Annotated in this window: 19 protein-coding genes and 2 tRNA genes; 6 read left to right on the forward strand and 15 right to left on the reverse strand. The window is 37.3% G+C overall.

Going from position 1 to position 20701, the window contains the following annotated elements; all coding sequences use genetic code 11:
* Nucleotides 1-29: 29 nt before the first annotated feature.
* Complete coding sequence (locus tag ACHZAX_RS03130) at nucleotides 30-404, reverse strand: START-like domain-containing protein (RefSeq protein ID WP_101311379.1); 375 nt, start codon at nucleotides 402-404, stop codon at nucleotides 30-32.
* Nucleotides 405-771: 367 nt separating this feature from the next.
* Between ACHZAX_RS03130 and ACHZAX_RS03135 the strand changes: the two genes are divergently transcribed.
* The 4 genes from ACHZAX_RS03135 to tsaA all read left to right on the forward strand — a co-directional run bounded on the left by ACHZAX_RS03135 (nucleotide 772) and on the right by tsaA (nucleotide 2567).
* A tRNA-Met gene (locus ACHZAX_RS03135) sits at nucleotides 772-845 on the forward strand.
* A 389-nt stretch (nucleotides 846-1234) separates the two neighbouring features.
* A tRNA-Met gene (locus ACHZAX_RS03140) sits at nucleotides 1235-1308 on the forward strand.
* Between the two features lie 103 nt (nucleotides 1309-1411).
* Nucleotides 1412-1924 carry a DUF4494 domain-containing protein gene (locus ACHZAX_RS03145; RefSeq protein ID WP_245870355.1) on the forward strand — a complete coding sequence of 171 codons (513 nt, stop codon included), beginning with the start codon at nucleotides 1412-1414 and terminating at the stop codon, nucleotides 1922-1924.
* 145 nt (nucleotides 1925-2069) lie between these two features.
* Nucleotides 2070-2567 (forward strand): tRNA (N6-threonylcarbamoyladenosine(37)-N6)-methyltransferase TrmO, encoded by a 498-nt coding sequence (gene tsaA, locus ACHZAX_RS03150; RefSeq protein WP_320017988.1) that lies wholly within the window; start codon nucleotides 2070-2072, stop codon nucleotides 2565-2567.
* 137 nt (nucleotides 2568-2704) lie between these two features.
* Here the strand turns inward: tsaA and ACHZAX_RS03155 are convergent, their stop codons facing one another.
* From ACHZAX_RS03155 to nifH, 10 genes are all read right to left on the reverse strand, one after another.
* Complete coding sequence (locus ACHZAX_RS03155; protein WP_320017989.1) at nucleotides 2705-3823, reverse strand: homocitrate synthase/isopropylmalate synthase family protein; 1119 nt, start codon at nucleotides 3821-3823, stop codon at nucleotides 2705-2707.
* Between the two features lie 37 nt (nucleotides 3824-3860).
* Complete coding sequence (locus ACHZAX_RS03160) at nucleotides 3861-4166, reverse strand: (2Fe-2S) ferredoxin domain-containing protein (RefSeq protein WP_320017990.1); 306 nt, start codon at nucleotides 4164-4166, stop codon at nucleotides 3861-3863.
* Between the two features lie 46 nt (nucleotides 4167-4212).
* Entirely contained in the window at nucleotides 4213-5472 is a 1260-nt protein-coding gene (locus tag ACHZAX_RS03165; RefSeq protein ID WP_320017991.1) for a radical SAM protein, read from the reverse strand.
* Nucleotides 5473-5525: 53 nt separating this feature from the next.
* Nucleotides 5526-6923, reverse strand: a complete 1398-nt coding sequence (locus tag ACHZAX_RS03170; RefSeq protein ID WP_320017992.1) for a nitrogenase component 1 — start codon at nucleotides 6921-6923, stop codon at nucleotides 5526-5528.
* Nucleotides 6924-6928: 5 nt separating this feature from the next.
* Nucleotides 6929-8260, reverse strand: a complete 1332-nt coding sequence (nifE, locus tag ACHZAX_RS03175) for a nitrogenase iron-molybdenum cofactor biosynthesis protein NifE (protein WP_320017993.1) — start codon at nucleotides 8258-8260, stop codon at nucleotides 6929-6931.
* A gap of 173 nt (nucleotides 8261-8433) precedes the next feature.
* The gene (gene nifK / locus ACHZAX_RS03180) at nucleotides 8434-9816 is read right to left on the reverse strand and encodes a nitrogenase molybdenum-iron protein subunit beta (protein ID WP_320017994.1); all 1383 of its coding nucleotides are present in this window, start codon (nucleotides 9814-9816) and stop codon (nucleotides 8434-8436) included.
* A 14-nt stretch (nucleotides 9817-9830) separates the two neighbouring features.
* Nucleotides 9831-11462 carry a nitrogenase molybdenum-iron protein alpha chain gene (gene nifD / locus ACHZAX_RS03185; protein ID WP_320017995.1) on the reverse strand — a complete coding sequence of 544 codons (1632 nt, stop codon included), beginning with the start codon at nucleotides 11460-11462 and terminating at the stop codon, nucleotides 9831-9833.
* A 10-nt stretch (nucleotides 11463-11472) separates the two neighbouring features.
* Entirely contained in the window at nucleotides 11473-11853 is a 381-nt protein-coding gene (locus tag ACHZAX_RS03190) for a P-II family nitrogen regulator (protein ID WP_320017996.1), read from the reverse strand.
* An 18-nt stretch (nucleotides 11854-11871) separates the two neighbouring features.
* Entirely contained in the window at nucleotides 11872-12198 is a 327-nt protein-coding gene (locus ACHZAX_RS03195) for a P-II family nitrogen regulator (RefSeq protein WP_394698209.1), read from the reverse strand.
* Between the two features lie 56 nt (nucleotides 12199-12254).
* Entirely contained in the window at nucleotides 12255-13079 is an 825-nt protein-coding gene (nifH, locus tag ACHZAX_RS03200) for a nitrogenase iron protein (RefSeq protein ID WP_321318269.1), read from the reverse strand.
* Nucleotides 13080-13599: 520 nt separating this feature from the next.
* Between nifH and ACHZAX_RS03205 the strand changes: the two genes are divergently transcribed.
* Nucleotides 13600-15156 (forward strand): sigma-54 interaction domain-containing protein, encoded by a 1557-nt coding sequence (locus ACHZAX_RS03205; RefSeq protein WP_101310168.1) that lies wholly within the window; start codon nucleotides 13600-13602, stop codon nucleotides 15154-15156.
* A gap of 28 nt (nucleotides 15157-15184) precedes the next feature.
* Nucleotides 15185-15670 (forward strand): GNAT family N-acetyltransferase, encoded by a 486-nt coding sequence (locus ACHZAX_RS03210; protein ID WP_320017998.1) that lies wholly within the window; start codon nucleotides 15185-15187, stop codon nucleotides 15668-15670.
* 458 nt (nucleotides 15671-16128) lie between these two features.
* Here the strand turns inward: ACHZAX_RS03210 and hemH are convergent, their stop codons facing one another.
* The 4 genes from hemH to ACHZAX_RS03230 form a co-directional block, all read right to left on the reverse strand.
* Nucleotides 16129-17142 (reverse strand): ferrochelatase, encoded by a 1014-nt coding sequence (gene hemH, locus ACHZAX_RS03215; RefSeq protein ID WP_320017999.1) that lies wholly within the window; start codon nucleotides 17140-17142, stop codon nucleotides 16129-16131.
* Nucleotides 17143-17443: 301 nt separating this feature from the next.
* On the reverse strand, nucleotides 17444-18337 hold the full coding sequence (gene hemF / locus ACHZAX_RS03220) for an oxygen-dependent coproporphyrinogen oxidase (protein WP_320018000.1): 894 nt from the start codon (nucleotides 18335-18337) through the stop codon (nucleotides 17444-17446).
* 37 nt (nucleotides 18338-18374) lie between these two features.
* The gene (locus tag ACHZAX_RS03225) at nucleotides 18375-18686 is read right to left on the reverse strand and encodes a DUF6787 family protein (protein WP_320018001.1); all 312 of its coding nucleotides are present in this window, start codon (nucleotides 18684-18686) and stop codon (nucleotides 18375-18377) included.
* A gap of 191 nt (nucleotides 18687-18877) precedes the next feature.
* Complete coding sequence (locus tag ACHZAX_RS03230; RefSeq protein WP_320018002.1) at nucleotides 18878-20392, reverse strand: peptide MFS transporter; 1515 nt, start codon at nucleotides 20390-20392, stop codon at nucleotides 18878-18880.
* Between the last annotated feature and the right edge of the window lie 309 nt (nucleotides 20393-20701).

The following is a 20701-nucleotide window of genomic DNA, read 5'->3' on the forward strand; positions in this document are numbered from 1 at the left end:
AGGTTTCGTAAATGTGGAGTGTTAAAAAATTAGATACCTAAAACTTGTTTTAGCTCTGAAATCTGAGAGTCCCATAATTCTATCCCTTCATCAATCTCATCTTCTTCAGCATAATCTGTAATGATTAGAGATAAATCGTTGGTTAAAGCATCTATTTCAATTTTGAATTCGAAGAAACTTTCATCGTCTTCGCTGTCCAGCCAATGAAAACGAATCAGACGATTGTCTTTTTTTTGAATTAATTCTGCTTGTTGTTCGGAGCCTTCCCAAATGAAAGTAAAAATTTTTCCTTTTTGATTAACATCATCAGCAAACCATTCTGATAATCCACTGGCACTGCTTAATCTATCGTAAATTACTTTCGGTGAGGCATGGAGCACATATTCGAGTTCAAATTGTTGCATTGGACGGGCTTTGAATTAGTAAAATAATTAGATGTAAATATGTAAAAAACCATTTATACAAGTCAATAGTTTTTTCATATAACCCAAAATACTGGATTTTTTCTAACTAAAAACGTGAATTGTAAGTTACTACTGAAATTTTTCGCAAGATACTTAAGAATATGGAATAAAAAAAAACAGGATTAAAACTTACCGGATTTTCATATTGTTCAGTATTCTTTATTTTTCAACAGTTTAATTTTAGTAATATAAGCAAAATTTAAGAAATAAATTTTAGAGATTGCAATTCTAAACTTTTCAGAAAAAAATGGGTGTGGATTTTTTTTAAATGAAAAAGGATTTTATATTTGCACCTCGTTAGAAAAACGGCGAGGTAGCTCAGCTGGTTAGAGCGCGTGATTCATAATCACGAGGTCGGCGGTTCAAGCCCGCCTCTCGCTACAAAAAGGGAATGACTGAAGAGTTATTCCCTTTGTTGTTTATTTAAATGCAGAACCAAATGGGATTTGATTCTGATGTATTTTCAGTCTTCGAGAATTGATTTGAATCAGGATATTTAGATACTTTAACGGGAGGAGGCTGCTTTGCAATTAAATTGTGGCAGGCAGACTACTTTTAGATACGAAATTGGTTCATATTTTAGGCCTGTTTTTTTAATTGAGTAAGGATTATATGCTTTTTTGAAAAAAAATAAAATAAATTTTAAGTGTAATATTTCTGTAATTGAGATAGTTTGCCCTATTTAAACCTAAGCTTGATTCAATTTCCAATTAAAAGATTTTTTTTAGAACTAAAATGCAATTATATTTGCACCGCAATCCAGCAAAAACGGCGAGGTAGCTCAGCTGGTTAGAGCGCGTGATTCATAATCACGAGGTCGGCGGTTCAAGCCCGCCTCTCGCTACAAAAAGGGAATAACTGAAAAGTTATTCCCTTTGTTTTTTTAATCTGACGATAATAAGCCGATGATTATTTTATCTTTGTTAATCAAAAAAAAATAATAGAATATGATGACAAATAATTGGTTCGAGTGCAAAGTAAAATATGTGAAAATTGATGAAGCATCTGGTAAGGAAAGAAAGGTGTCTGAGCCATATTTAGTTGATGCTGTATCTTTTACAGAGGCTGAGGCAAGAATTCACAAGGAATTGGAACAAATGATCAGCGGAGATTTTAACGTTACAAACATCAGTAAATCGAATGTGACAGAATTGTATCCAAATGAGAATGGTGATCGTTGGTTTAAGGCGAAGGTTTCCTTTGTAGATGTTGATGAAGCCTCCGGTAAAGAGAAAAAAGCGACTCAATATATGCTTACTCAGGCTAATAATGTAAAGCAGGCTTATGAGTTTTTGGAAGAGTGTTTAAGTACAATGATTGTTCCTTTTGAAATTCCTGCAATTTCAGAAAGTCCATTAATGGATGTATTCCCATATTTTAGCGATGAGCTTAATGAAGAGATTCCTGCACATTTAAAACCAATTGCAGAAATGGAAGTAAATAGTGACGAATTTGAATAGATCAGAATTCTTCGGATAATGAGATTTAATCTGTAATAATTAAAACAGATTTAGCATACAAAAGAGGTTGTTTCGTTTATCGGGGGCAATCTCTTTTGTATTGCTGAGAATTGTTAAATTTAGTGTTCGTTTTAAAATTGTAAGCATGACCGAAATAAAATTTGAATCCATTGGAGTAGTTCAGACTTCCTATAAGACTCTTGAAAATATGCCGATACAGCCAATGGGAGCGAAAGGGGTAAAGGCCAGTATTGTTTTAAATGATGAATTTGTTGATGGATTAAAGGATTTGGAAGAATTTTCTCATGTAATACTTATTTATCACTTGCATAAAGTGATAGATTACAAATTAAAAATAATTCCATTTATGGATACAGAAGAACATGGTGTTTTTGCAACACGTTCGCCTCGCAGACCAAATGCAATAGGTATCTCAACCGTGAAATTGATTGGTGTAAATGGAAATATTATTCATATTGAGGATGCTGATGTTTTGGATGGCACTCCATTGTTGGATATTAAACCGTTTTTTGGACAGTTTGATAATCGCGAACATGTAAAATCAGGTTGGTTAGATCGAAAGTGGGATGAGAAGCATATAACATTGAAATCTGATAAGCGTTTTAAGACATCGGTAGAATAGATGGAGATTTTCTAATCAGAAAAAAACTGCCAAACTTCCTTTTTACAAGAAGCCTGGCAGTAACCTAATTTACCACATATTACTACTGAATTGACTTTTGTATGTCTGTCTTCTGATTCGGTACTTTTGTGTTGAAATTAATTTGTGCAGCAAAATAGGTTATTGTACAATTGTTGTAATTCATTACTATTTAGTCCTGATTTTTTTCTGGTTGAGAGCTTTTTCACAGCTTCAATAAATAATTGGCTTTGTTTGTCGTTTAAATGAATTCCCATTTTTTTTAATGCATCTTTAAGAACAGCCAATCCAGAGTGTTTGCCTATAATAAATTGACTTTTTTGTCCGATTGATTGTGGATCAAAAGCGTGGTAACTTAATGGATCTTTAAGTAAACTGCTGCAATGAATACCAGATTCATGACTGTAAACTTTCTTGCCCGAAATGGGTTTTGATTCGGAGTTTTTTCGTCCGGAAGCCTTTTCTACAAATTCGCAAAGTTGTATGCAGCTCTCCAGATTAATACCACTGGATTCTGAAAGAGAAAAAGCCATGGCTGCCACCACTTCTTCCAAGGCTGCATTGCCTGCCCGTTCTCCAAGACCGTTAACTGTAACAGAGACAGAATCTGCACCAGCACTTAAAGCGGCAATGGTATTTGCTGTGGCCATTCCCAAGTCATTGTGAGCATGAAATTCCAGTTCTGTTCCTGCTAAACAATGTTGATATCTTTCAAATAGTTTTTGAACCGACATGGGATTCATGATGCCTACCGTATCGGCCAATCGAATGCGGTTTACTTTTAGGTTTTCAGCGGCAAAAACAAATTCATCAAGAAGGTCGGTTTGACAACGGGAAGCATCTTGTGCGCCTACTGCAACGAATGCAAACATATTTTGTGCTTGCTTAACCATTGTTGACAGTGAGCTGAGCATCCAGTTCCGGTCTTTTCCAATCGATGCCAGATGAATTGCTGAAACCGGGAAGGAAATATTGATTCTTGAAACACCCGTCCGGGCAGCGGCTTGCAGATCGCTCGTACAGGCTCGCGCCCAACAGGTGGCATTGAAACGAAATCTTTGATCATTTATGATTCTGATATCTTCTTCATCCGCCAAGGATATGGCAGGTGTTCCTATTTCCAATTCTTTTACACCAGCCTCATCCAGTAAAGCTGCAATTTTTAGCTTTTCTTCAAGAGAGAAAACTACTCCCGGAGCTTGTTCTCCATCGCGTAGAGTTGTATCAATGATGTGCATGGTGTTATTTTTTATTTACTGATTTTGTATTATAAGCCTATTCTGCGATTAAATATTCGGCTACCGTTTCGCCTTCTTCCAGGGCATCCAGAATTTCATCGATGCGATCGGTTGTTACACCACCATACCATAAGTTGTTGGGATGTATTACCATTACAGGACCTTGTGAGCAAACATTAAGGCAGCCAGTGGTTGAAACTGTTGCATCAAGTCCTCTGTCTGCACATTCTTCCATAAGGTATTGAACCATGTCTACTGATCCGTTTTTATTACAATATCCTTGTGCTTCTCCGGCTATTCGAAATGAATTGCAAACTAAAATGTGATAATCAGGTTTCTTCATGATGATAAAGATTTTATGTGTTTTTAATTGTTAATTTGAATGTTTATCAACCACATCCGGTAGCAGAACCTGTACATCCTGTTCCGCATTTAAATACGTCTTCCTTACAAAGAGTACGTAGTTCGGTGCCTTTGTAAACCGAGTCCAGTCCTTGGTCGATTAATCCGCTCATTTCGATCACTTTAATCCCACTTCGACCTAGGATTCCTGATGGTTTTGGTCCTATGCCTCCAACTAAAATTGCGCGGCAGTCAGCCAAAGTTTCCGTTAGTTTTTCCCAGCGGGAGTCGCCTTGTCCTGTGTCGGGAGTTGCTCTAACATTTACAAGCTTGTATCCTTTGGGTGTTTCGCGAAAAACATGAATCCGGTCTGCCTCACCCAAATGTTGATTCACCAAAATTCCTTCCATAGAGGTGACTGCAACACAAGGTCTTTCTTCTCCTTTTTCAACTGTAAGAAGAGCTGTTTCAGAAAGTAACTTGGCCGCTTCTGCAGAATCTTTTCCGAGTAATCCAGCTGCGTCTGCCCTGCATCGTGCGCAATGTGACATAGGCGGAAGAAATACTTCTACTTTTTTGCGTAATGATTTCATGAATTCGGGAGTAGGTTCCTCCATGTGCTCCATGGCGGTATCTTTTACCGGAAACAATGGAATTGTGTTCATTAAATCCACACCAAGTGTTGCAATTTTTTCTGCAATTTCTGCAATCTCATGATCGTTGATTCCCGGCATTATAATGGTATTTACCTTTACGGTAATGCCAGCTTCCTTTAGTTTGGCAATTGCTTCCAATTGTCTTTTAAGTAGATATTCTCCGGCTTGAGCTCCAAAATATCCTCTTTTGTCGTGTCGTACCCAACTGTAAACTTTTGCCAAAGTTTCGGGGCGCAAACTGTTCAATGTGATTGTAACATGAGATACGTCCAGCTCTTTTAATTCATCGATATACGATGCTACATTTAAACCATTTGTAGATAGGCAAAGCAACATATCCGGAAAGTTATCCCGAACCAAATGAAGTGTTTTCATGGTTTGGGTAGGATTGGCAAATGGATCGCCAGGTCCTGCAATTCCCACCACTTTAAGCTCCGGCATTATTTTTACCAATTTAATAAGATAGCTTAATGCCTGATCGGGTGACAGAACGCTGCTGGTAACTCCGGGTCTGCTTTCGTTTACACAATCGAATTTTCGATTGCAGTAGTTGCATTTTACATTGCATGTTGGGGCTACAGGCAAATGTACCCGGGCATATTTATGATGTGCGTCTTTGTTAAAACAAGGATGAGTTGATAAATCTTTCATGATGTGGCTTTTATGTGAGATTTCTTAACTTTATTAATTGTAAATGCTCTCTTTTACATGTATTTATATCCGATAGGAGAATTATTTTGTTTGTATTCAATCATGGCATTTACCACCTTGTCGAATAATTCCTGAGTCCCCTGATAACCAAGAAGAGTAATTCGTTGTCCTCCAATTCGATCGTGAATTGGGAAACCGACTCTTATCAGCGGGACGTTAAAATTGCCGGCAATGTAATTTCCTTTGCTGTTTCCGATTAGAAAATCGGGTTTAATTGTATTGCACGCCTCATTGATTTGTTCAAAATCAGAATCACTAATTACTTTGATGGTTTTTCCATGTTCCGGACAATGTTTGATGATTTCTTTTTGAAGTTTTCCGCTGTTTGCTCCCGAGGCTGCCAAGACAACTTCAACTCCTATTTCATCGAGAAATGAACACAAGCCCAGTACTAAATCTTCTTCGCCGTAAACCACAGCCTTTTTCCCAAAAATGTATTTGTGTCCATCGGCATAGGAATCCAGTAAACGGCCTCGCTGCATTTTATATTTTACAGGAATGTCTTTCCCGCTTATTTTACTTAGGATATCAAATAAAGTATCACTATTGCTCATGCCAATCGGTAAAAGGCATTGGTGGTTTTTTACGCTGTGCTCACTTTCCAGCCACGATGCTCCGCTAACTTCTGTTCCACCATTTTGCCCGCCTTGTTTTACTGCTGTGAAAACACCCAATTCAATAGAGGCGTATGCTTCGCCCATTTTCTCAAGCTCTGATATTGGAGTTCCTCCCTTTGGTACACGATAATATTGATCCCAAACGGGGTTGTCCAAAGTATCCGAGTAATCGGGAAGAATTGTAGTTTTAAGATCAAAGTCGATTAAAATTTCTTTGAGATGACGAATGTCTGCAGGGGAAACAAAGCCAGGAAATAAATTGATTTTGTCTGCAGATGGCAATTTTTTTGCAAAGTTTTTGACAACTTCCAATACTGTTGCATGAAATCCGTCCATGTGTGTTCCCTGATAACTTGGAGTTGAAACGGTGAATAAACTCGGTAAATTGGAATTTGTGTTGTCGTTTCTTATGTGACTTAGTTGTGATGCAACGTCTTCCCCAATGGTTTCGCTCAGGCAGGTTGTAGCAATGCCAATTGCCATTGGCTGATATTGATTAGTAACATTGGTTAGTGCAATTTTTAAATTCGCCTCTCCTCCGAAAATAGTCGTCTCTTCACTAAAATTGGAAGAGGCAATATCTACTGGTTCTTTGTAATGACTAATCATGTAACGGCGAATGTAGGTGGCACACCCTTGAGAACCGTGAATTACAGGAACGCAACCTTCAATGCCCTTTATAGCAATACAGGCACCCAAGGGTGAGCACAGTTTACACGCATTTCGCGTTGATACAAATGGTCTGATATATGATAATGTTGGGATTTTTTCCATGTGTGTTAGCGTTTAAAGAATTTCCATACAGGACTCGTAACCGAGGCGTAAACCTCGTTGGCAAAGTTTAGCATGCCTTCGAAACCAGCTAATGCTTCTTTTCTTTCGTGATTGTGATCGCAGAATCCGATTCCTAATTTGTAAGCAATCGGACGTTCTTTTACGCCACCAATAAAAAGGTCAACGCCTTTTTCTTTTACAAATTCGGAGAGTTCGTTTGGGTTCGAATCATCAACAATAATGGTTCCTTCATCGCACAATTTTTTAAGCAAATTGTAATCGTCTTTGTTTCCGGTTTGCGATCCTACCATTACGGTTTTCATCCCAATCAATCGAAGTGCTTTTACCAGACTGATTGCCTTAAAGGCACCACCAACATAAATCGCGGCCTTTTTGCCTTGTAATTTTTCTTTGAATGGTGCCAAAGCAGGTAGTAAAGTTTTAATTTCTTTTGAAACTAAATCTTTTGCTTTTTGAAGCATTTCCTCATTCTTAAAAAAGCCGGCTACTTCGTAAAGGGCATCAGCCATATCTTCTATTCCAAAATAGGATACTTTAATGAATGGAATGCCGTATTTCTCTTCCATTTCTTTGGCCAGATGCATCATGGAGCCGGAGCATTGAACCACATTAATAGAGGCTTTGTGTGCCTGACGAATTTCATTTATTCTGCCATCACCCGTAAGGCAGGTAATGATGTTTACACCAATTTTTTCGTAATATTCTTTTAGCATCCACAGCTCTCCGGCCAAATTAAAATCACCTAAAATATTAATGCTGAAAGGAGGTGCCTGAAATTCATTATCTGTGCCAACAAGTTTGGCCAAAGCATCGCAGGCTGCTTTGTACCCATCTTTTTTTGTGCCTTTAAAACCTTCGGCCATAACCGGCAGTACATCAATTTTTTGTTCTGCGGATACTTTTCGGCATACTGCCTCAACGTCATCGCCGATAACACCTACAATACATGTGGAGTAGACAAATGCAGCTTTGGGTTTGTAGGCTTCAATTAATTCAGTAAGTGCAGTATAGAGTTTTGGTTCTCCGCCAAAAACCACATCGCGTTCGCGTAAATCGGTCGAAAAACTTAATCGGTGCAATTGAGGTCCGGAGGATAATGCGCCGCGGATATCCCAGGTGTAAGTGGCACAACCTATGGGGCCGTGAATCAGGTGCAGAGCATCGGCAATGGGATAGAGTACAACCCGCGAGCCGCAAAAAACACAGGCGCGTTGGCTGACACTTCCGGCTAAGCTTTTCTTTTCACAATCTAAATCGTGGGCTGATGTCCCTATTGTGTGTACCTGAGTGGATCGTTCTTTGATTATTCTCTCCATGGTTGTTAATTGTATTTGTGCAAGGCACAGGTTCATATTGAGAGTGAAGAAAGTATGACTTTCTTTTGTTCCGGATGATAAAAATGAAGGAGGTGTGAGACACTTTATCCTAGTTATGAGAAAAGGGTATGATTTTCAAATTAGCTAGTTACCTCCTTCATTTCATCGCATCACTACATTACCAGTTCGAATGATTCTTCAGGGCAGGCTGCATCCTGCTGATCCATAAGTTCAGAAAGAATTTTTTCAAGAATTCTCAATCCTCCCATATAGCCTAGCGTTGGAAAATAACTGTGTCCGATACGGTCAATAATTGGGAAGCCCATTCGTACAAATGGAATCTTTTCATCTCTCGAAATGTATTTTCCATAGGTGTTTCCAATTAACAGATCTACAGGATTTTCTTTGATCCATTGGTGCATTAAAAACATATCGGCATTGGCACCGTTTTTATATTTGGCCTCTGGTACACTTTTGCTTAGAATCTTTTCCATTCTTTTTTCGAATGTTTTACCTGGAGTTCCTGAAACAATGTAAACTGGTTTCATATCCATGTCTACCAAAAATTCTACTAATGGAATCAATTGATCGGGATCACCCCATAATGCAACACGTTTACCATACAGGTATTGGTGCATATCAGTAATCACATCAACCAAACGTCCACGTTCATCGTTAATGGATTCAGGAACAGAAACAGATCCAAGTTTTGCCAGTGACTGAATAAAACGGTCAGTTGCCTGAATGCCAATTGGCAGATCCTGCATACTGAATTTTACTTTACACTGATTGTCGAGATTGATAGCTGCTTTTTCCGTTGCCCATTCACCCAAAGCAATAGTATGAAGGCTGTCACCCATGCTTACCATTTCAGGAATTGTAGTTCCTCCTTTGGGATACATTTCAAATTTCCCGTTCATTGGCGAATCCAAGACATCTGAAGTGTCAGGAAGCAAAACATTTTTCACCTTCATTAGTTTTAAAATCCTTTTTAATTCTCTCATATCAGAAGGTTCTACCCAACCAGAGAGAATATTCAGCTGATTTTTAAGGTTATCGCTTTTCTTAGCGAAATATTTTACAATACCTTCCAGCATATTGGCGTAACCAGTTATATGACTCCCCACATAACTTGGGGTTGGAGCCTGTATCACGTGCTTTCCTTCCGGAATTTTACCATCCGATGCAGCCTTACTTACAATCTGACCTAAGTCATCGCCAATTGTTTCCGACAGACAGGTGGAATGCACTGCAATTATATCCGGTTCGTATATTGTAAAAATATTCGTGATTGCCTGCAGTAAGTTTGCTTGTCCGCCAAAAACAGATGAACCTTCGGTAAATGAACTGGTTGCAGCCATTACAGGTTCTTTGTAGTGTCGGGTTAAAGTACTTCTGTGATAGGAACAGCAACCTTGTGAGCCATGACTGTGAGGCAAACATCCGTGTATTCCTAATGCGGCATACATTGCACCAATAGGCTGACAGGTCTTTGCCGGATTTACCGTTAAGGCCTTTCTCTCTACTATTTTACTTGTTGTATGATTTAATAACATCTATTTGTCCTCCTTTATTCGTTAATGGCAAAACTTCCAACAATTTCAGGGTCGGTTTTCCAAGGTGTAGTAACCATTTTCCAGATTCTTGTGCAAAGCATACGCTCCATTTCCAGATAGAAATTGATTGCTCCTTCAAAACCTGCATAGGGTCCACCGTAATCGTAACTGTGTAGTTGTTTCAATGGAACTCCTGACTTTTGTACCACATATTTTTCCTTAATACCTGCACAAAAAATATCAGGTTTGTAGTATTCAATCAGCTTTTCGGTTTCCCAATGGTTGATGTCATCAATAACCAGTGAGTTCTTTTTCATTTCGGGCATCATGCCGTCATAGTTGCTGAATTCGTAACCATTTTTAAGAAGCTTTTCTTTTTTTACAGCCAAGTCTTCGCGGTATAATTCAAGATCTTTCTCAACAGTCAGATCTTCAATGTTTCGGGTGTCGGCATCAATCTTAATACTTGGAATAACATCTCTGCCTTCGTAATCGTCACGGTGAGCAAATTCATATCCTGCCGATACTGTGGTTACGCCTATTTCTGTGAATAAATCCTGATAATGATGAGCCCTTGAACCTCCAACAAACATCATGGCTAATTTGCCTTCTGTTTTTGATTTCACGGCTTCTCTTACCACTTCAACCTTCTTCATTTCACGCTTAATAATTTCCTCCACTTTTGCGCTTAGTTCTGCATCATCAAAATATTCAGCAACTTTTCGAAGAGCTTTTGCACTTCCTTCAGCACCTATAAAGCTGACTTTCACCCAAGGGATGCCATATTTTTCTTCCATCATCTCGGCAATGTAATTGATGGAGCGGTGACACATAATCAGGTTCAGATCGGCCATGTGAGAGTATTCCATGCTTTCGATCGTAGAGTTTCCACTAAATGTGGATAACAAAGTGATTCCTGCTTCATCAAACAATCTTTCCAATTCAAAAGCATCACCACCAATATTGTATTCGCCAAGCAAATTAATTTGGTATTTACCGATTCGCTCTCTGTTGTTATTGCCAATTACATTTTTGAATACACCATTGTTTGCAATGTGGTGACCAGCAGACTGCGACACGCCTCGGTATCCTTCGCAACTAAAACCGAAAATATTAATTCCCAATTCTTCTTTCATTTCGCGGGATACTGAGTGAACATCATCTCCAATAAGACCAACAGGACAAGTTGAGAAAATACCAATCGCTTTGGGTTTAAAAATCTCGAATGCTTCGCGAACGGCATCTTTTAGCTTAGCTTCACCACCAAATACAATGTTTGAATCCTGTATGTCGGTAGAAAAACTGTAGGTAATAAAGTTGTCTTCTCCTTCAGCAGGTCTGGTTTGGTTTCTTCTTGTAAGCCAGGCGTAAAAACTACAACCAATTGGCCCGTGAACCAAATTGATAATATCTCTGGTTGGGCCTAAAACTACCCCTTTACATCCTGCGTAAGTACATCCTCGTTGTGTAATAATTCCCGGAATGGTTCTTACGTTGGCTTGAATTTCTTTTCCTTCGGCAGGATCATTAACCACCAATGACTTTTGACGTTTTTTGGCGATTTTTGTCGGGTATTTTGTCATAATTTCATCCATCACTTTCGATGGATCCGGCAAGCCCTGTGTTATATCTAATTTTTTTACCATAGCTTTTCGTTTAATTATCCAGAACTTGATCACCGCTTTCTGCGGTTCTAACACGTATCGCTTCATTTACAGGCAAAACGAAAATTTTACCATCTCCTGGTTTTTTTGATTGATTGGCTTCGATGATTGTTTCAATACATTCGGAAACCTTATGGTTCGGAACAACAACTTGAAGCAGGCGTTGAGGGCGAAGTCTGGGTTCTTTTCCTAAAAGCTCCAATGCTTCAGGCTGATCATTCTTTACACCTTCTAAAACTTTAGCATCCCAAAGGCCTTTGCCGCGTCCGAAAACACTGCCTGTGGCAGTCATCGAAGAAAATCCGGCATCACGTAAAGCCCTTTTGGTTTTGTTCATTTTGTTAATCTTGATAATGGACATTATACACTTCATACCTTCGAGTTTTTAGGTTTATAATTCTTTGGTCCCTCTACTTATTGTATAGGCTTCTTCAACAGGAGATACAAATATTTTTCCATCACCAAAGGCACCTTTTGGTGTAGATCGGGCAGCGTCCAAAATGGTATTGATGGCAAAATCCTTGTCTTCATCTTTTATCACCATCATTAGCATTTCTTTAGGAAGTTCATCATAGGTAACATCACCAATTTTTATTCCTCGCTGCTTACCGCGGCCAACAACCGGCATTTTTGTTACAGCGATGTACCCTGCTTCGAATAATGCTTTTAAGACCTTATTGGTTTTTTCAGGGCGGATTATTGCTTTTATCATTAACATAGTCTGTATTGTTTTAAATGTTTGGGATTATGTGTTTTATTAATTTGGGTGGGTTATTAAGCGTCGATACCAAAATCGATTAGAAGCTTTTCCAATTCTTCCATTTCCAGTGGTGTAGGAATTACAAACATTTCATTGCCATCAATGGCATTGGATAATTTACGGTATTCGTCGGCCTGACCATGTTCCGGTTCGTATTCAATTACTGTTTTACGATGAATTTCAGCTCTTTGAACAACATTATCACGAGGAACAAAGTGAATCATTTGTGTGCCTAACTTTCTGGCAAGTTCTTCAATCATATCACTTTCGTGATCCACGTTTCGTGAGTTGCAAATTAAACCTCCCAAACGAACAACTCCGTTCTGAGCGTATTTTTGAATTCCTTTACAGATATTGTTTGCGGCATACATGGCCATCATTTCACCGGAAACAACAATGTAAATTTCTTCCGCTTTTCCTTCACGTATTGGCATTGCGAAACCGCCGCAAACCACATCTCCAAGAACATCGTAGAATGTGTAGTCTATTTCGTATTTGTCATCCCAGGCACCCAGCTGTTCCAACATATTAATCGAAGTAATAATTCCACGACCGGCGCAGCCAACTCCTGGTTCAGGTCCTCCTGATTCAACACATCTTACTCCACCGTAACCAGGACGAACAATATCATCCAAATCAACATCTTCTCCTTCTTCACGCAGTGTGTCAAGAACTGTTTTTTGAGCTAATCCTCCTAATAATAATCTTGTGGAGTCGGCTTTGGGATCACATCCAACAACCATGATGTTTTTTCCAGCTTCAACTAGACCTGCTACAGTGTTTTGGGTTGTAGTTGATTTTCCAATTCCACCTTTTCCGTAAATGGCAATTTTTCTCATGTCTGTTATTTTTATTTGGGTTAATAGTTGCCAAGCCGTATTCATAAAGCGTACCATTTGCTTTTTTAGTTTCGTTTCTCCTGGTCTTTTGTGGTGTTTAAGTGTTTGTTGCAGAGGTGTTTATTGTTTCTTTATCCGTATTTGTTTTGCATTGCAGACACTTCGATTTCCTACAAATTTGTAGGAAATATGGTTTTGGAGTACATATTTGAATTTAAGTGTGTAATCGTTGGTTCAGTAAGGGATTTCGATCTGTTTGATTATTTGATTCATACAGAAATGTATTTTAAACACGATGTTGAATTGAGGATTCAAACTGTAATAAAATGGTTTTGTAAGTGATGGGAATTGTTTAAATGGGGGTGTGTTGGTTTTTAATGTGTTTTTATTCGTATCAAACTGTATTTTTAATAGGGTATGATTTGTAATAAATATAAATTATTAAATGAATTGTGTATTTTATGGGGGTGTTGTTGCTTTTTTTATAATTTTGCAGATGTACCCCCTTAAATATTCGCTTATGAGTTTAAAATGCAAAAAAGCAGGCGACGAATGTTATGGTTTTAATGAAATGTCTCTTCTTTTCGATATAAGCCAAAGACTTTTGAACAGTAATGAATTAAAAAAGGATTTATCTCCGATATTAGCTTGTTTGGTGAAACATTTGAATGCCGAAAGAAGTTTTATCACGATTTTTAATCGGCAAACAAACCGGATGATGATTGAGGCTGCCTATGGATTAAGTGCATCGCAGCAAGCAAGGGGAAAGTACGATTTGGGTGAAGGAATTATAGGTAAGGTTGTTGAATTGGCCAGACCTGTTGTTATTTCTGAAATATCAAAATCGAAACTTTTTATCAACAAAATTAAAACGGAACTTACAAAAGACGGACACGAGTTAACTTTTATTTGTGTGCCGCTTTTGCTTGATAATGTTGTAACCGGAGCCTTAAGTGTTGTGAGAATTTACAATTCCAATATTTCTGTTAATGAGGATATTCAGCTATTGAGTATTGTTGGATCGATGATTGCAAAAACGGCCCGATATAAGCAAGCTAAGCTTGAAGAATTAGAAGCATTACGAGAACAAAACAGAGAATTGCAAAGTCAGCTCGATAGCCAAAAACCGCATAATATTATTGGTAACTCAGGCAAAATGTGTGATTTGTATGCATTGGTGAATCGGGTGGCCCAAACAAACAGCACGGTTTTGTTACGTGGCGAAAGTGGGATTGGAAAAGAACTATTTGCTGAGGAAATACATGCCAAAAGCAAACAAAAGGATCGTAAACTAATTAAAGTAAATTGTTCTGCATTGCCGGAAAGTTTAATTGAAAGTGAACTTTTTGGACATGAGAAAGGTGCATATACAGGAGCTGATCAAATGAGAAAAGGACGGTTTGAATTGGCCGATGGGGGAACAATATTTTTGGATGAAATAGGTGATTTGCCTTTATCTACGCAAGTAAAATTGTTACGGGTTCTGCAGGAAAGAGAGTTTGAACGTGTGGGTGGTTCTAAAACCATTAAGGTTGATGTGCGAATAGTGGCAGCAACAAACCGTAATTTGGAGGAGCTAATTGAGAATGGTGATTTTAGAGAAGATTTCTATTACAGAATTAATGTTTTTCCAATATTTATTCCTCCTTTACGACACAGAAGAGATGATATTCCAATTTTGGTTGATCATTTTATCGATAAATTTAATCGAAAGAATAATTTTCAAATTAAAAGAATTACAACATCTGCAATAAATATGTTGATGGTTCATCGTTGGCCGGGAAATATTCGGGAATTGGAGAATGTAATTGAGCGATCGTGCATAATGACGAAAGATAATGTTATTCATAGTTACGATTTACCCCCAACTCTTCAAACTGCCGATTCAACAAACAGTGTAATGGAAGGTGGAATGATGGTTGTGGTTGAGCAGCTTGAAAAACAATTGATTCGGGATGCACTCACGACTACGGCCGGGAATGTGACAAAAGCGGCTGAATTGCTTTGTATTACAGAGAGAATGCTGGGGACAAGAGTAAAAAAATATGAGATTGAAACCTGGCGTTTTAAAGTGTAATTTTAAAATAGATTTCCAAACTATAAATATGACAAGACCTTCTTATTCTTATGTCGAGTTGGATCTTGATGATCCGGATCATCAGGCTGCATTGTTCAATTTAATGAATGCATATATGTTGGATCGGATGGGATGTGAAAAGCCATTGCACGTCGATTCTTTCAAAGAATTAGTACGTGGATTGCAAAAACAGGATAATTATATTGGTGTGTTGGTGATAAATGAGAATAAATATATTGCTTTGGCGAATTGCTTTGTGAATTTTTCAACGTTTAAGATGTCTTCTCTCATAAATATTCATGACTTAATAGTTTTACGTGATTACAGGGGGAAAGGTGTAGGGCGATTCTTAATGCAATCTGTTAAAGCCATTGCCAGGAAGATAGATTGCTGCAAAATAACCTTAGAGGTTCGAAACGACAATCAAACAGCTCAAAATCTTTACCTTTCGGAAGGTTTCAAGGAGTGTAATCCTCCAATGTATTTTTGGGAAACAACAATTGATCGGGCTTAAAATTAGAAACTATTTAAAAATTTATTCTTTAGCTTTTCATAAACCAAAAAGGTCAAGAACCACTATTCGCATCAAATTTGCCTTATTATGAGTCTTTTTTCTTCGATAAAAATTTCTATAAATAAATTTAAACAGCTTCTAAAGATACTTTTGAAATTAAATTGGTATTAACAACTAATAATTACCTGCCTAATGTATTGCCCTCGCTTTTATAAAATTATAATTGCGATTTTTTCATTTAACGAAGCCGTTAACGTATTATAATGACTTGCCTAAGCCTTTGGTGGAGGTATTAACAAATAATAATGGCCGTTTAAGCCTTTGGTGAAGGCATTAACAAATAATAACGACTTATTTTTGATGTTTCTCTGCAAAATGCTTATTGCTTCTGGCTTTCGAGGGTTTTACTTTCTAAAAATAAATTTGAACAGCTTCTTAGGCGAATTAATTATTTGAGGTTATGAATTAATTACCAAATCCTTCAAGGTGGCAATCCACTTCGGATGATCGTTTAGGCTCTCAACCAAGGCTAATTTTTCGCCACCGTTTTCCTCGAAAATTTCTCGGTATTCCATTCCAATTTCTACAGTTGTCTCTAAGCAATCAGCAACAAAAGCAGGACTGAAAACAAGTATCTTTTTAGTGCCATTTTTTGCTTTTTCTTCCACTACTTTATCCGAGAATGGTTCCAGCCAGTTTTTGTCCAATCGGGATTGAAAGGAAACGGTATATTTTTCTTTGGGAATAGATAATTTTTCAGCCAATAAGCGACTGGTCTCGAAGCAGGTTGAACGGTAACAATAATAATCTGTTTCCGGAATAAATTTTTTGTGACAATCGCATTTAAAACAATTCCGGTTAGGATGAACTTTGTTTATTTGACGAATTGGCAGTCCATGATAAGAGAATATGAAATGATCAAAATTGTTTAAATCATGCATTTTGGCATTTTCAGCAATAGTATCAAGGTATCCTTCATGGTCGAAGAATTGGTTTACAAATTTAACTTCAGGAATTACTTCCCAGGATTTGATAATTTCCATAGCCTTCTGGAAGGTAGAACCTGTTGATGAGGAAGCATATTGAGGATACATTGGAAGGATAATCAACTTCTGAGGCATATCCTTTTGTATTTTATCCAAAACGCTCTTCATCGATGGTTGCTGATAGCGCATGGCCAGCTCTACAGTAAAATTGGAATCCAGTTGCTTTTGAAGCAAGCCTTTTACTTTTTCTCCGTAAATCATCAGTGGAGAACCTTCTTTGGTCCACAACTTTTTGTAGATTTTTGATGAACCTTTTGCCCGAAAAGGAACGATAATAAGGTTTACTAATATTTTCCGTAACAACCAGGGAATGTCAATTACTCTCGGGTCGTTTAGGAATTCGAAAAGATAGGTGCGAACATCAGATACATCAGGACTTTTTGGTGTTCCTAAATTGAGTAGTAAAACAGTCGTTTTTTTTGACATAGTGTTCGTGTTGATTATTGAGATAAAAAAGGAGTGCTTAGCTGTTTCCCAGTTTAAAGTAATAAAAATTTTCTTCTACTTCTAAACAAATCAAACAGCGAATTGTTTTTTGATTTGGTAAGTAATACCAAATTAACATCAAAACATGCCTTATAAAATGTTTCTTTTCAGCTATATCTTCGTTAAAAAAGATGCATCGTAACATGGCTATGCTTTACTTTTTTGCCTCGATACAGCTAAAAATTAATTCATTTTAATTAAAGTCTATTTTGAAATTAAATTGGTATAAACAGGATTGTAATTATTCCACCCAATTAATTCCTTTTTTTAGAAGAGAAAGTGTTAACTCTTCTTTGGAACCGCTTTCAATTGGGTACTGATAAGTCCATTTTACTTCGGGTGGCATGCTGACCAGTATTGATTCAGTTCTTCCATTGGTATCCAGTCCAAATTTGGTTCCTTTATCAAGTACCAGGTTGAATTCTGCGTATCTCCCTCGTCGGTGCAATTGCCAGTCTTTTTCTTTCTCCGAATAGCTTTCCTCCTTATTCTTGCTCATTATTCGACAGTAAAGAGGTGCAAATAAATTGCCTACATCCATTGTGAAATTAAAAATTTCCTCCTTGCTAAAACCATCTGTTCCATTTAAATGATCGAAGAATATTCCTCCAATACCGCGGGTTTCCTCCCGAAAGGGAAGAAAGAAATAATCATCAGCCCAAGTTTTGAATTTTGAATAATATTTCGGATGATGACGATCGCATACTTCTTTCAGTTCCTTGTGAAAATCTTTGGCTTGATCTACATTTATATAAATAGGAGTAAGATCGATTCCTCCACCGAACCAAAACGTACCATCCTCTAATTCGAAGTAACGAACATTCATATGAACGATCGGTACGTGAGGATTTTCGGGATGCATTATTAGTGAGACTCCGGTTGCAAAGAAATTTGAATTGGAAAGATTTAATTTGTGTTTGATTTTTTCTGGTAGTTTGCCGTGAACTGCTGAGAATTGAACTCCACCTTTTTCTATAATGTTACCATTCACTATTACTCTACTTCTGCCGCCGCCACCTTCTTTGCGTTCCCAGGTATCTTCAATAAAATTTACTTTTCCATCGGTTGTTTCAATAGCTTTGCATATTCTGTCTTGTAGCAGGCGAAATTTTTCGGCGATTATTTCTTTATTCATGTAAGTGTGATTGTGTTCTTGGTCCATATCGCTTTTTCTAAGATAGAGGTTGTTTTTTCTTTTTAGGGATAAAACGGCTCAGCATTTTCTTCTCAAATTTCCAAAAGAATCGAAATTGACCCAATAGACTACCAACAATAATTAAAAACACTTGGTAGGTTGGAGTGATTATTAAAATGCTCATGAAAATTTTAATCAGCAGGTTTGTGTCAGTACCAATTGACAAGTAGGAAAAAACAGATTTGCGTACCATAACCGCGAGACTTCCGGTAACCGAAAAGGCAATAAAAATAAGTATCAATTGGATGTTAGAGGTGATCTCCCAACGCTTTTTAAGTTTCTCAAACATGAGGTTTTATTTAGAATTGTTTTGAATAAGAACAAATATAATATAAAATACCTTTATGTCTTAAATAGGATGCAAAAATTCTATTTGATTTTATCGATTGGAGTATCGAATATTTGATTGGAGAGCTGCAGGCATAAAAAAACCGCCTCAATTTGAGACGGTTTTATGTAATGTAATATATTTTTAGTTGCTTACTCAGAAACTTTCTCTAGCCATTTAAGCATAAAAATCATAATAAACATTGAGATTGAACAGGCAACAATGAATACTGTCCAAGTCAACCAGATTGGTACACCAGCATAAAGCATAGCACCAAATACTAAAAGTTGATTACCAGCACCAGTTGCACCCAACCATAAACCTTGCATTAAACCTTGATATTGAGGAGGTGCTACTTTCGATACGAAAGAGATTCCTAGCGGGCTAATAAATAATTCGGCTACAGTTAAGATGAAGTAAGCACCAATTAATAGGAATGGAGTTACTTTATCTATATCAGGAAGTCCCCCCATTTCTTTAACTTCCGACAATAATGGTACATTTAAAGAACCTAAGGTCATAAGTACATAAGCTAATGCTGCGATAAACATACCAATTGCAATCTTTTTAGGGGTTGAAGGCTCAATGCCACGATTACGCAACCAACCAAATATAGCTACAACGATAGGAGTTAAGAATACCACAAAGAATGGATTCATTGATTGAAAAATCTCAGGAGATAAATCATATCCAGCCAAACTTAGAAGCGTATAATCTCTAGCAAAGAATGTAAGGGTTAATCCATTTTGGTGGAAAGAAAACCAGAAGAAAATAACAACACCGAATACAGCTAAAAGAGCATATATTCTTTGTTTAACTTCTTTAACATCCATTTGAACAATAGTCTTGTCTTCTTTGTCTTTAGCGGCTTTTAAAGCTGGATCAGGGAAGTTTTTCTTGTTTTTTAGATAGATAGCTAATGAGATCAGCATTGCAATAATTGCAACGCCAAATGCGAAGTGAAATCCTTCATTAAATACATTTAAGTAGTCATTACTGAAAGCAGTAAAATCAGTTACAGGAATGGAGCTGACTTCCGACGCAAGTTTGTGATAACTCTCCGTAGCTTGCGCGGATAACGTGCCTGCAAGTTGTTGGTGACAAAGCTCAGGTAAAGCTGCCTCATAAGTATATCCAGAGCGAGCTAACCACCAGCTGCGTACGGTTGGTGCGATCATTGGCGCAAAGATACCACCAACGTTGATGAACATATAGAATAAAGAGAAACCTGAATCGCGGACTTTATTATACTTAGGATCATCATACATTTGACCTACTAAAGCTTGCAAGTTTCCTTTAAATAAACCGTTACCAAAGGCAATTACAGCTAAACCGACACATGTTGCAGTTAGGTATAAAGCCAAATTAGGCACTGGAGTAGGCGTTGGAATGGCTATTAATAGGTAACCAAATGCCATCATTAGTAAGCCGGCTAGAATAGTTCCTTTGTAATTTTTAGTTTTATCAGCAATAATACCTCCAACAATAGCTAGGAAATAGATTGATGAGTAAAATGTTGCGTAGATTAGACCTGAATCAGATTCATTTAAGCCAAACTTCGCTTGTAAGAATAATACCAGAATCGCCATCATGGTGTAGAAACCAAATCGTTCTCCCATGTTTGCTAAAGCAGCAGGAATTAGTCCTTTAGGATGTCCTTTAAACATAAATGTTAGTTTTTAATTAAAAGTAAAGTTTTAGTTTTAAGATTGACAAATATATAGAAAAAAACAGAAGACAGTGACGATTTGTTATCAGAATGAATCTATTTAAAACGTTTTCGTAAGCATATTCAATTATTGAAAGTTTAGTATCTTTGGTAAAGGCATTCAATACATGAGGAATTTAAACAAAAAAAGATATTGCGATAGCAAGCCTAAATTAGATACTTGAATTATTTAGGTATTATCAGATTGTGATGTTTTGTTTATTAACTTTTGTATAACCTATCATTTAACGATTCAAAACCCAATAAT

It is taken from the genome of Labilibaculum manganireducens (assembly GCF_963665805.2).
GTDB classification, from domain to species: Bacteria; Bacteroidota; Bacteroidia; order Bacteroidales; family Marinifilaceae; genus Labilibaculum; species Labilibaculum manganireducens.